Here is a 13,609-nt window from a genome sequence, read left to right on the forward strand (position 1 = left end):
CAATGCGTTCCACTTGCATGTATTAGGCACGCCGCCAGCGTTCGTCCTGAGCCAGGATCAAACTCTCATTAAAAAGTTGATTCAAACTCAAGCTATCACTAGCTTTCCGTTTTATTGTTTTTGTTCATTGACGATTCATAGTAATTTATGAATCACCCTGCACGTTTGGTTTGTCTTCTTTAATTTTCAAAGGTCTTACTCTTGCCTGCCTCTCTCGGCGACAACTATATCATTCTATCATACCTCTATCGACTTGTCAATAACTTTTTCTCAACTTTTTTTATTTTTTTCATCTTTTTTTGGCTAAAAATAGTTTAACTCCAAGTTGATCCATTTGTTTAAGTCTTTGATACAAGGTTTATCCAAGAATTTGTTATAAAAAGACCTCCGTCGTCTACTTTAATATATTACAACGGAGGTGTTTTTATTTTGTCTCATATGATAGATAGAGTGCTAAATTCTGATCTTTTTATTCTGAAATTTTTTCTTTTACTTCTTCATAACTCAGAGCTCGTACATCTTCATCTTCATTCATTTCTGGCATTTTTCCTGTTTCATAAATAGACTTGATTTGTACGCTATCTAATGTTTCATATTTCAGAAGTGCTTCAGCGATTAGTTTGTGGGATTCGCGATTCGATTGAATAATCTCCGCAGCCTTGTTGCGAGCATCATTTAATAACTGACGGACTTCATTATCCAGTTCATAGGCTGTTTGTTCAGAAATATGTTTTGGTGTAGTATATCCGCCAAACATTGAATGGTTACCCTCATATTGCATAGGACCCATTTTTTCGCTCATACCATATTCAGCAACCATGGCGCGGGCCATCTGAGTTGCTTGCTCAAAGTCATTAGCAGCACCTGTTGTTTGAACATTAAAGATGATTTCTTCTGCCACACGACCACCCATGAGTCCTGCCAATTGTTCCTTCATATCATCTTTAGAAAGCAACATCTGGTCCTCTTTAGGAAGAGCAATCATGTAGCCACCTGCACGACCACGCGGGACAATGGTAACTTTATGAACCACACGCGCATTGGACAGCACTAAACCAACAATAGTGTGTCCTGCTTCATGATAGGCCACGATTTCACGTTCTTTTTGAGAAATCGTACGATCTTTTTTAGAGGGACCAGCAATAACACGATCTTCTGCTTCGTCAATATCTGAAGCATCAATCACTTTTTTATTGCGTCGAGCAGCTACAAGTGCTGCTTCATTAAGGACATTTTCCAAATCTGCACCAACAAAACCTGGTGTTTGTTGAGCTACTAATTTCAAATCAACATCATCAGCTAGGGGTTTATTTTTGGCATGAACCTTAAGAATAGCCTCACGTCCTTTAACATCAGGACGTCCTACCAAAACTTTTCTATCAAAGCGACCTGGACGGAGAAGTGCCGGATCGAGAACATCGCTGCGGTTGGTTGCTGCGATAACAATAATGCCCTCATTTCCTTCAAAACCATCCATCTCAATCAGGAGCTGATTAAGGGTTTGTTCGCGCTCATCATTTCCGCCACCCATACCAACACCGCGTTGGCGACCAACAGCATCAATTTCGTCGATAAAAATGATAGCTGGCGCTGCTTTTTTGGCATCTTCAAAAAGAGAACGAACACGGCTGGCACCAACACCAACAAACATTTCAACAAAGTCAGAACCTGAAATGGAGAAAAATGGAACACCAGCTTCTCCAGCAACAGCCTTAGCTAGGAGGGTTTTACCAGTTCCTGGAGGCCCCTCAAGGAGAACACCAGCAGGAATACGAGCACCCAATTGAGTAAATCGTTTTGGATCCTTGAGGAATTCAACCACTTCAACCAACTCTTGTTTTTCTTCCTCTGCTCCTGCTACGTCTGAAAAGCGAACTTTGATATGGTTTTGTTCCAGAGCCTTGGCTTTATTTTTTCCAAAATTCATAGCCCCACGTGCGCCACTGCCTCCTTGATTCATCATCATCATGAAGATAACAAGAACAATACCGAATGGAACGATGTTAAGGAGAATGCTCAACCAAAGACCGTTTGAACTTTCAGGAATAATCTTAACATTGACGTTTTTTTGATCTGCTAAATCTTGAAGGTTAGAGAGTGTTGAATCTGCTGCTAATATAATAGTAGAGAATTTTTTGTATTTAGCTGTAGGTGACACTTGAAAGAGCTTAATCGCAGAGGCAACTTCACTCTTTGCTTCCTGCTCCTTTTTATACTCACCTTTTATTTCAATGATACTGTTATTTGGTTGGTAGGTAATGGATTTAACATTCCCATCTTTGAGGGCTGTGACCAATTCAGAGTAGCTAATTTCTTGGGTCGCAACCTGGTTGCCAGCAGTAAAAAATTGATAACCTGTAATCAGAGTTGCTAGCAGTAAAATAATGAGAAAAGGATTTCGAATAAATCCTTTATTATGTTGATTGTTCATATGTAATTAATAACCTTTTTTCTAATTGGAGTAAACTTCTTCTTTCAAAACTCCGACATACGGTAAGTTTCGGTAATTTTCATTGTAGTCTAGACCAAAACCGACAACAAATTCATTTGGAATAGTGAAGCAAGCATAGTCTGCCTCAATATCAACCACGCGACCTTCTGGTTTGTCCAACATGGTCACAATTTTAATAGAAGATGCCTTTCTGAAAGCAAATAAATCTTTCAGTTCTTTCAGTGTACGACCTGTGTCAATGATATCTTCTATAAAGAGAATATCTCGACCTGAAACATCTGAATCAATATCTTTGATAATTTTGACAGAACCACTACTCTCTGTTCCGCCATGGTAACTAGAAACCACCATAAATTCCGTTTCAATATGGGTATCAATATGCTTGATTAACTCAGCCAAAAAAGGGATGGAACCTTTTAAAATACCGACGAGGATAGGATTTTTCCCTTGATATTCTTCAGTCAGTCTTCTACCCAATTCACGACTTTTTTCAATGATTTCAGCTTCAGAAATAAGGATTTTTTTGATGTCATTTTCCAACATGGTCAGCTACTCTTTCATTTTTATATATAGTTTGGTTTTTATTATATCATTTTTTACTGATTTACTCAAATCACTGGTCACCAGATTGGCTACCCCAAGAATGGTTTGGTTTTGTTCAATAATAATAGCCTTTTGACGAATTTTTTCAGGAATTTTTTGGTCAATAAAGTAGCGACGTAACTTTTTATGGATACCATGAAGTAAAATAGTATCGCCTGCTTTACGATTTCTCAGTCGAATGGGTTGATTTTTTTCTACCCAAAGAACCTGACTGGCACCTGGCAAATGTTGATTGAGAGAAAAAATAATACCACCAAATTCAAAAATACCTTCCGATTCTATCACATACTCTTGTGTACTATCATCCGTCTCTGGAAGGATTTTGAAAATTTCAAACTGTTTGTAATCCTTCATTAGATAGTAATCTTTATTTATCGGATGAGAGTAGTTCGCTTTTGTTCGAAGAATGTTTAAAATATCTTTAAACTGGGCCTTGGTGATATGCAGATTAGGAAATGTATCCAAATAATCCTGTAGTAAAAAATGTTGGACAGCCGGACTTTGTTGATGAAAAACATCCAAATTTGTTGCTTCTATATTTTTTGTTAAGTCCTGTAAAGCTTGAAAAAGCTGAGCATTCTCTTGTCCAAACTCCACAAGATAATCCGAAAATGTAGGGTTTTCTTTCTCAAAAAGAGGAAGATAATGATTTCGAATACGGTTGCGTAGATAGGTATTTTCTTGGTTACTAGCATCTTCAAAATAGAAGCTGGCTTCTAATTCGGATTTGTTAAAGGTTAACAAAGGACGAATCAACTGGCCCGGACCAAATTCCTGGATCGTTTTGATGCCAGATAGGTGCCGCAATCGACTACCACGCAAAAGGCGCATAAAGATCGTTTCAGCCTGATCATCGGCATGATGAGCTGTAACCAATCCTGTGTATCCATGTGTCCACATTATTTTTTCAAAAAACTGATAACGAAAATCACGGGCTTTTTTTTCAGAAAAGACTGAATCCTGATAGTAAGCAGTAAATATAGGAATATTTTCTTGCTGTGCAAAATCATTTAAAGAGGCTTCTTCCTCATCTGATTCCTTGCGCTGCTTGTGGTTAACATGAGCAATGCCAATTTCAAACTGGAGTTCGTCTCTTGTAGCCAGTAAACAATCCAGCAGAGCCATAGAATCTTTACCGCCAGAAACTGCAATTAGAATTTTCTTGTGTTTATCAAAAAAGTGACCATTTCGTGCCACTTTTAAAAATTTTTTCTTCATCATTTTAATAATTCGTAAACATCATCTGCGATTTTCGAGATGGTATCATAGTCAGACTGATCAGTGAAAATGGACAAGATAAAGGGAGAGTCTGTATAAACAACTCCAACATCGTGTCGGAATTCGTAGGCATCTCCAATCTTGTGGGCAACAGGAACTGGAATGTCACGAGCAATTCTCTGGTCATCAAAGTTTGTATGTTGTAAACTTCCTAAAACATATCCAGATTGGTTATAAATTGCTTCCATCATCAAACCTGCCATCTGAGCCGAGGCTAGACGAGAGGACATATCCCATTTTTGTCCGACAATAGCTGTTATTTCTTCATAAAATACTGTATCGAATTGATTGGTAGCATAGTAGGCCAAGAGATTGCTAGCTGCATTATCCGATTCTTTTGCTGTTTTGTTAATGAGCTCATCAATACGGTAATGGTGGTTATCAGCTGTTTTTCCTAAAGAACCACTTCCTTCAGCAGAATAACTGCCTTTAAAATCCGTTACCTTGTCAATATATTGTAAACCTTCTGTCAAGCTATATTTTTTATTATCAATTTTTTCTTGAATATAATAAAGAACTGGTAATTTGGTGACACTAGCTGCATACATCATTTTATCTTGATTGATTCCAGCTGTTTTCTGACTAGAAATTTGCTTGATGTAGATACCAATGTTGGGCAGGGCATATTTTTTATTGAGTAAATCTTGAACAGCTTCCATACGATTATCTTCTAGAGACAAATCTGTCTGTTTGATCCATCCTTGACCATTGATTTTGGCATAGACATCAATTGGAGTAGTAGCTATCTCTGAAATAACCACAGGTTGATACGATTTTAAGGAGGTTTTAGCTATCTTTTGTTGATTACCAATAGGACTAGTATATAATCTGAAATCTTTTTTTAACCATGCAGTTGACTGAATGAACTTAGTTTCTAAGATGTGGTCGTCAAAAATGATTTGGGGATCGGCTAGTATGTAGTGACCATTTTCCAATAAGAAAACTTGCTGATTGTAGTCGTTAATTTCTACAGATTGGATTTTAAAAACTTGATTTTCTTTTATAATCGAAACTTTATCTGTCAAGTTTCTGTCAAGGTAGGTGTCAACTGGAGAATAGACACTGGGATTAGAAGGGATAGAAGTAAATCTTTCATCAGTCACCTTAGTATTGAGTAAGTATTTTTCTTGATTGGTCAAGAAAAAATCAATTTCTGTACTGTCAACCGTAGTACTGGCTAGTAAAACTGGCATCAATAAAAATAATAGATACTTCTTCATTGTCCCTCCTTCCTAGTCTATTTGGTCTTGTTCTTCTAATTTTAAGACCCGATTTTTTTGGGTCAATTCTTCTAATTTTTCATCAGAATAAGTTAAAAAGGTTTCTACTTTTTTTAAAATATCTTCTGTCATTTTGGAAGCAATCCTGGAATATTATAAATGAACTCACCATCTTTTGAATATTGCAATTTAGCTCGAATGTACTTAGCTGCATATTCTTCATCTTTTAATTTGGTAACCAAAGAAGACTCCAATTTCTCCTGTCGGATTAATTCTTGTTGGCGCTCCTTCAATTGAACTAACTGTTTTTCTTTATCTTTTAATGTGTTGTAACTCTCTACCAAATTGTAGGTGGGCAGAATAAACAAAAAAATGGCCAAGACGAGGATTAATCCCATAAATCTGGTTTTTTGACGATTCTCGACATCTTTTTTTTTTCTTTTTTGCAGTTCATTTTTGATAAAATCATTATTTATTTGAAGTATGTTAGATTTTTTCATCTGTCTCTATCCTAGTTTCACTGATCATTTCGTACATTTTCAAAGCATCTTCTTTTTTGGTTGAATCCTTCATTTCTACAACTTTAATGGTCAACAGCTTATTGCCAAAGCGAATTTCTACCTGATCATCCAGTTTTAAATCTGTGGAAGATTTAGCCAAAATCCCATTAACTTTTATTCGCCCTTTATCCGCTACTTCTTTGGCCACTGTTCGCCGTTTGATGATACGGGACACTTTCAAATATTTATCTAAACGCATAGTGGATACCTCACAATCTCTTCTATTTTATCATGTTTTATCGTTAAGTGACAATTTATTGTGATTTTTTAATTTTTTATCTAAAAGTTGCTCACCAAATATCATTAGTTCTTCTAAAATCACAAAGTCTTTTTGATTTCGAACATCAAAGATGACCTGCATATGACCTAAATGTTCAGAAATACGAGCCTTTAGAGTAGTGGCTGAAAGAGCTTGAAAATAATCCTGAGTTAGGAAATATTGACCAGCTATTGGCTCAAATGTGATAATTAACTGTTCTTTCTTTAAATCGACTGATTTAGCAAAAGTTTGATCTAAAACGGACTTGAGAAGACCTATTTCCAAAAGATAAGCAACAGCATCTGGATACTCACCAAAGCGGTCCATCAATTCATCTTGAAGTTCCTCATAGTTGATACGGCTGTCAATTTCCTTGATGCGTTTGTAAATCTCAATTTTTTGACGTTGATCTGTAATATAAGTGTCGGGCAAGTAGGCATCAATAGTCAAATTAATCTCTGTATTGGACTTCTGACGCTTCTGGGTTTTTCCTTGTTTTTCTAAGATAGCAGCTTCCAAAAGTTGAGAATAGAGTTCATAACCAATAGAATCAATAAAGCCACTCTGAGCTGCGCCAAGAAGATTTCCAGCACCGCGAATAGATAAATCCTGCATGGCAATCTTAAAACCAGAACCTAATTCAGTAAAACCTTTAATTGCTTCTAGTCTTTTTTCAGATACTTCTGTTAATGATTTATCTGGTCTATACATAAGGTATGCATAGGCAATACGATTAGAACGACCCACACGACCTCGAAGTTGATAGAGGGTTGACAGTCCCATATGATCTGCATTTTCAACAAAAAGGGTATTTGCATTTGGAATATCAACACCTGTTTCAATAATGGTTGTAGTTACTAAAACATTGTACTCGCCCTCTATAAAAGAATACAGTGTGTTTTCTAATTGAATTTCTGACATCTGACCATGAACAAAAGCAATAGAGGCTTCTGGAACTAACTCTCGGAGTTCTGATACTTTTTTCTCAATACTGTCAACTTTGTTGTAAAGATAATAGACCTGTCCACCACGATCAATTTCACGTAAAATAGCATCTCGGATCACAGTTGGATTGGTTTCCATAACATAGGTTTGAACAGGATAACGGTTAGTTGGTGGTGTTTCAATAACAGATAAATCCCGAATTCCCAACATAGACATGTGAAGTGTCCTTGGAATAGGGGTAGCTGTCAAGGTTAGGACATCAATTTTTTTCTTGAGCTCTTTTAGTGTCTCCTTATGCTTAACACCAAAACGTTGTTCTTCATCAATAACGACAAGTCCCAAATCTGCAAAAATGACATCTTTTGATAAAAGACGATGCGTTCCTATGATGATGTCTAATTGGCCTTTTTTTAGTTTTTCCAGAGTAGTCATCTGCTCTGCCTTTGTTCGAAACCGGCTGAGCACACCAATATTGACCGGAAAATCTGCAAACCGCTCAATAAAGTTTTCGTAATGCTGCTGGGCTAGAACCGTTGTCGGAACCAGGATAGCTACCTGTTTTCCATCATTGACAGCTTTAAATGCTGCCCGCATAGCTACTTCTGTCTTTCCAAATCCCACATCCCCGACCAACAGACGGTCCATAGGAAAAGGCTTTTCCATATCTCTTTTTACTTCAGCAATAGATCGTAGTTGATCATCTGTCTCGATGTAAGCAAAATGTTTATCAAATTCCAACTGATTATCATCATCAGCTGAAAATGAAAAACCTTTTAATTGACTTCGCTCAGCATAGAGTTTAATGAGGTCATCAGCAATATCTTCCACTTGCCTTTGTACCTTCTGCTTGGTCTTCTGAAATCGTCCATCATTAAGTTTGTTGAGTTTAGGTTGTTTGCCATCCGATGCAATGTATTTAGACAATCCATCAATTTGGTCCACAGGTAGGGAGATTTTATCTGCATTCTGGTACTGAATCGTAATATAATCCCTATGGATGCCGGAAACCTGAATGGTCTCGATTCCCAAAAATTGTCCGATACCATGCACATGATGGACAACATAGTCTCCTTTTTCTAGTTCATTATAGTTACGCAGGCGTTCTGCATTACTAATATTCTGACGGTGAACTTTACGCTTAACCTTTTTATGAAAAATTTCTCTCTCTGTAATGAGGGCCACTTTCTCATCTAAAAAATGAAAACCTGCTGCTAATTGCCCAATAGTAACTTGCTGTTGACCGAATACCAAGTCACTTGCTTCCCTATATGGAAGTTGAATATGATACTCTTGTAAAGTTTTTTGTAGTTTTTGTAAAGAAGAGGAAGAACTTGCTTGAAGAATAACTGTAAAGTTTGATTTAGCATAACGACTTAGTTCATCTTTTAACAGAGGAATTTGATTGAAAAATTCCTGCATGGGATGTTGATTAAATGAATAAACTGCATCAAATTTAAGATTCCCAAGCCCTTTTTGAAATGTGGAAAAATAAGTTGAAGGTTTGTATTGTCTAACTTTCTGATAAGAATCTGCAAAATACTGTAAAGAAAAGTGAGATTTACACCTTTGTAAATCTTCTGTCAACAACTCAGCTTTTTCTTTTTCAAACTGAGCATGCTTATCCATAATTTTATGGAAATTATCAAAGAAAACCGGAGACTGTTTTGGAATGTAATCTAATAGAGTCCATGCCTTTTTATAGAGAATAGATAGAAATTTTCTGATATCAGGATGACGGTAACCTGTATTGATATCAGCCAAAACTTCTTCTAAATAAGAACTTTGTTCAGTAATATCTACTTTTTCCAATAATGTAGATAGAATGTTTGAAGCTCGACTAAAATCTTCTTTCGTCAAAATGACATCAGATGCTGGATAGATAGTAATCTCATCTATGTGTTCCAAAGAAGTTTGCTTCTCAACATCAAAGGTTCGAATACTGTCTATCTCATCACCAAAAAGTTCAATCCGATATGGTAGGTCACTGTTGATTGCAAAAACATCTAAGATATCTCCACGGAGACTAAATTCTCCTTGAGATAGGACGCGTGATACCTTTTTATAACCTATTTCTACAAATTGATTAACAAGATTGTCAAGTTCTATTTCATCTTGAGTTTGAATCTTGAAGACAGATTTTTCGTATATTTTAGGATCTGGAAGATGAATCTTGGTAGCAGCAAAATTAGCCACCAAGATACCTGATCTCTGTTTATCTAATAAAAAATTTAAACTGTCAACTCGACTTTGTCTTCTATCCTTTGAAGAAAAAACAAATTCAGCAAAGGGACTATCATCTGTAAAGAAGTTGTAAATATGATCACTTCCTAATAAATCTGATAAATCATTGACAAGTTTTTCTGCCTCATTTTGACTAGCTGTAAAGATAATTATTTTTTCGCTGAGACTATCAAAAGCTGAACTCATGACAAGTGCCTTACTAGTCCCAGATAAACCCAAGAGAAGCTGACGACTTGATTTACTCAAGTTTTGCTGCCATTTTTGTACTTGTGGGTTCTGCTGAATTAATTCAATTAGGTTCATATTCCATTAAACTTTCTCATAACCTTTTCTAGGTCTTTTTCATGTAAATAGAAATTGACAGCATTGTCAAGTTTATCTAGTGCTTTGTCAATTTCAATACGGTCCTCTTCATCAAACTTTGATAATACATGATGAACGACAGTCTTACCTGGTTTTGGGCGTCCTACGCCAATCTTGATACGGTCAAAATCCTGAGTTTTAAGATGAGCAATGATAGACTTGATACCATTGTGCCCACCTGCTGAACCTTTCTGGCGGAAGCGGATTTTACCAGCTACCATATCCAAATCATCATACACTACCAATAAATCCCTTTCATCCAAACCATAGTATGCTAGGAGAGCATGGACAGCCTTGCCAGATTCATTCATAAAGGTCGTTGGTTTGACAAAATAAACTTTTTGACCATCAATAAAGGTACTAGCAATATCTGCTTGAAAAATAGTATCATGGGAGAAAGTTGCATTTTCTCTTTTCGCCAACCTATCTACTAGCATAAATCCAACATTGTGGCGAGTTTCATGGTATTTACTGCCTGGATTTCCCAAGCCAACAATCATCTTAACCATTTTTTTCCTTTCAAAAGACCAAAAGGACTGAAAAGTAATTTCAGCCTTGGTTTTAAACTATTTTTGAGTCAACAGATTTAGACATTGAAGCGGAACTCCATGATGTCTCCATCTTGAACAATATACTCTTTTCCTTCTTCACGAAGACGTCCTGCTTCCTTGACAGCCTTCTCTGAACCATACTGCATGAGATCATCATAGGACATAGTAACAGCACGGATAAATCCTTTTTCAAAGTCAGAATGAATAATGCCAGCAGCTTGTGGGGCCTTAATACCACGTTTAAAAGTCCAAGCGCGAACCTCTTTTTCACCAGCTGTAAAGTAGGTGCCAAGTCCAAGTAAATGATAGGCTGCACGAGTCAACTTATCCACGCCAGATTCTGTCAAACCAATAGCTTCTAAAAATTCTATCTTGTCTTCATCATCTAACTCTGAAATTTCTTCCTCAGCACGCGCTGATATGACCACTACTTCGGCATTTTCGGTTGATGCAAAGTCACGAATTTGCTGCACATATTCAATCTTGTCTGGATCTCCTACCTTATCCTCATCTACATTAGCCACATAAAGAACTGGCTTCGTCGTCAAAAGGAATAACTGTTTGACAATTTTTTCTTCTTCTGGCGTAAAAGTTACGGTTCGAGCAGATTTTCCATCTTCCAAGACAGGTTTGATTTTTTCTAATACTGCAAATTCTGCCAGAGAATCCTTATCTTTCTGAGTACGAGCCATCTTTTCCACACGTGCATAGCGCTTATTAATGGACTCTAAGTCAGCTAAAATGAGTTCTAGATTAATCGTTTCAATATCAGCAATCGGATCAACAAAATCATCCTCACGACCTTGCTCGCGCATGACATTTTCATCATCAAAGGCACGAACTACATGAACAATAGCATCTACCTCACGGATATTAGCCAAAAATTTGTTACCAAGTCCCTCACCCTTTGAGGCGCCTTTTACAATACCAGCAATATCTGTAAATTCAAAAGTAGTTGGGATAGTCTTTTTCGGAGTAATCAGTTCTGTCAACTTTTGTAGACGCTCATCTGGTACTTCTACCATTCCTACATTTGGATCAATAGTTGCAAAAGGATAATTGGCAGCCTCTGCACCTGCTTTTGTAATTGCATTGAATAGGGTTGATTTACCAACATTTGGCAAGCCAACAATACCTGCTGTTAAAGCCATAGATTCTAGTCTCCGTTACATTTTTTCAATACTTAACATTATAGCAGAAAACAAGAGAAAAAGCTTGTCTCATATCATCTATTTCATTAGTGACTATTTGTATCAATCTCTGTTAATAAATGAAACAAAAAAAGCGAACAAAGCAGCATTCTGAATATCAGAAAACTAGTTTTTTTCGCTTTTTATAATTGAGATTAGATTTTTTTGCCAGGATACAGAGCATGCTACTAGCTTTTTAAAAAAATCAAAATTCTCCTTTTCTTGTTTTGAAAGCAAGAACGGCTGTCATGGTAAGAAGAATGCATCCAAGACCAACAATAAATATAGAGCTGACTTGTCCAGTCTTAGGTAAAATTGGTTGTGAAGCAGGTGTAGTAGTTTTCTCTTTTGGTTGATTAAATGGTGGAATAACTACTTCTTCTTCATAAACATACACAACTGTTGTATCACCTTGGAGTACTTTCCCTTTCGGATTACCTGACTTCAGACCAACTAATTTGTAACGTTTGCCGTTATTCTTAATCTCTTTTGGAACTTGGTCCGTCACATCGTAATCTGTACCAACAACTTGTTCAGAAATAACTGTCACAGGGTCCTGAAGTGCTTTGTTTGTTTTCTTGTCCACAAAATGAACAATAACAGAACCACGTTTTGGAACTTCTTTGTATTGGTAAGTAATATCTGTCATACCTGCAACAACTGTTCCTGTGGCTTGATCACCTGCTTTCAATCCAACTAATTCGTAAACTTTACCATCTACAGTAATTGTCTCCGATGCAAAACTGGTTACATCGTAAGCTGTACCTTCAAAGACACTATCTACTGCTACGATTGGTTCTTGAATAATATTACCTGTGACTTTATCTACAAAATGGACACGGACAGTTCCATATGGTGTATAATTCCATTTTCCAACGAAAGTCACTCCTTGGTCAGTCATGGTGGCTTGATCTGCTTCCCATGTCAGAGTCCATTGACCAACTTTGATACCATCAACCACTTCATCATAGATTTTCTGAAGAGGAGATATACGAGTTACGGTTTGATTCGCATAATAGGTGTTGTCATCTGCGACATGATAGTCACCTGGTGTAGCTGTATTTGAAATAGCCACTGGCAAATCACGTGTCACTCCATCTGCTTTTGCATAGAGATAGGTCACACCGTATTGCGGAGCTGGAGTGAAGTTCCAGGTACCTGTGAAGACAGCACCTGGTGTTGTCGCACTCACCTGTTCACTATCCTTGTCCCATGTCAGAGTCCAAGTGCCAAGAATAATACCTGCTAAATCTGTTTCCACATAGGTAGACAATGCTGGTGATTGACGCATAACAGTAGCACCTGCCAAGTAAGATTTCCCGTCGCCAACTTGGTAATCACCTGGGGTAGAAGGACTTTGGATAGCTGTTGGTAGAGCTCGACTGCTACCGTTAACATATCTATACTCTACTGGAAATTCATCTGCCTTAGCGAAGGTCCAAGTACCAACGAACTGTACACCACCTGCTTGCATAGTTGCAGTTACTTGGCTCCAGGTCAATGTCCAGGTACCAACTATCACACCTGCATCGTCTTGCTCATCATAAGAAGATTTAGCTGGATTGTTACGAGTGACAGTTGCACCGATGTAATATTGCGTACTATCACCGACTTGGTAATCACCTGGGGTAGCTGGGGTAGAGATGTCGCTTGGCAAGGAACGGCTACTACCTGGAGCTGTTATATAGCTGTAAGTGACATCATATTTAGGAGCCTCTGTAAAGGTCCAACTACCAACAAAGCGGACACCGCCTACAACCATGGTATCTTCTGTCTTATTCCAGGTCAAGGTCCAAGTACCAATTGTCACACCTGCATCATCTTGCTCATCATAAGAGGATTTTGCTGGATTATTACGAGTGACAGTTGCACCGATGTAATATTGCGTACTATCACCGACTTGGTAGTCTCCTGGTGTAGTTGGGTCTGAAATCGCCACTGGTAAAT

The 13,609-nt window shown here is 37.4% G+C and carries 11 protein-coding genes and 1 rRNA gene; all 12 read right to left on the reverse strand.

What is annotated here, in order from left to right:
* A 16S ribosomal RNA gene (locus F602_RS0100290) occupies positions 1–73 on the reverse strand; the annotation flags it as partial.
* 396 nt (positions 74–469) lie between these two features.
* Positions 470–2,431: an ATP-dependent zinc metalloprotease FtsH gene (ftsH, locus tag F602_RS0100295; RefSeq protein ID WP_018165980.1), complete on the reverse strand. Its 1,962-nt coding sequence runs from the start codon at positions 2,429–2,431 to the stop codon at positions 470–472.
* A gap of 21 nt (positions 2,432–2,452) precedes the next feature.
* On the reverse strand, positions 2,453–2,995 hold the full coding sequence (hpt, locus tag F602_RS0100300) for a hypoxanthine phosphoribosyltransferase (protein ID WP_018165981.1): 543 nt from the start codon (positions 2,993–2,995) through the stop codon (positions 2,453–2,455).
* Positions 2,996–3,001: 6 nt separating this feature from the next.
* A complete protein-coding gene (gene tilS / locus F602_RS0100305; protein WP_018165982.1) occupies positions 3,002–4,276 on the reverse strand; it encodes a tRNA lysidine(34) synthetase TilS in 1,275 nt (424 codons plus the stop codon).
* Positions 4,273–5,553 (reverse strand): serine hydrolase, encoded by a 1,281-nt coding sequence (locus F602_RS0100310; protein WP_018165983.1) that lies wholly within the window; start codon positions 5,551–5,553, stop codon positions 4,273–4,275. Before F602_RS0100310 ends, tilS begins: the two co-directional genes overlap by 4 nt.
* Positions 5,554–5,565: 12 nt before the next feature.
* On the reverse strand, positions 5,566–5,685 hold the full coding sequence (locus F602_RS11135) for an SP_0009 family protein (RefSeq protein ID WP_018165984.1): 120 nt from the start codon (positions 5,683–5,685) through the stop codon (positions 5,566–5,568).
* Complete coding sequence (locus tag F602_RS0100320) at positions 5,682–6,053, reverse strand: FtsB family cell division protein (protein WP_018165985.1); 372 nt, start codon at positions 6,051–6,053, stop codon at positions 5,682–5,684. Before F602_RS0100320 ends, F602_RS11135 begins: the two co-directional genes overlap by 4 nt.
* Positions 6,040–6,312, reverse strand: coding sequence for an RNA-binding S4 domain-containing protein (locus F602_RS0100325; RefSeq protein ID WP_018165986.1), 273 nt, complete (start codon positions 6,310–6,312; stop codon positions 6,040–6,042). Before F602_RS0100325 ends, F602_RS0100320 begins: the two co-directional genes overlap by 14 nt.
* A gap of 30 nt (positions 6,313–6,342) precedes the next feature.
* On the reverse strand, positions 6,343–9,861 hold the full coding sequence (gene mfd / locus F602_RS0100330; protein ID WP_018165987.1) for a transcription-repair coupling factor: 3,519 nt from the start codon (positions 9,859–9,861) through the stop codon (positions 6,343–6,345).
* Positions 9,858–10,430, reverse strand: a complete 573-nt coding sequence (gene pth, locus F602_RS0100335; protein WP_018165988.1) for an aminoacyl-tRNA hydrolase — start codon at positions 10,428–10,430, stop codon at positions 9,858–9,860. Before pth ends, mfd begins: the two co-directional genes overlap by 4 nt.
* Before the next feature lie 77 nt (positions 10,431–10,507).
* Positions 10,508–11,623 (reverse strand): redox-regulated ATPase YchF, encoded by a 1,116-nt coding sequence (ychF, locus tag F602_RS0100340; RefSeq protein WP_018165989.1) that lies wholly within the window; start codon positions 11,621–11,623, stop codon positions 10,508–10,510.
* A gap of 244 nt (positions 11,624–11,867) precedes the next feature.
* Positions 11,868–13,609: MucBP domain-containing protein (locus F602_RS0100345; RefSeq protein ID WP_018165990.1), on the reverse strand; the 1,742-nt coding region annotated here is incomplete at its 5' end.

Origin of the sequence: Streptococcus minor DSM 17118 (genome assembly GCF_000377005.1) — a bacterium.
In the GTDB taxonomy this organism is placed as follows: domain Bacteria; phylum Bacillota; class Bacilli; order Lactobacillales; family Streptococcaceae; genus Streptococcus; species Streptococcus minor.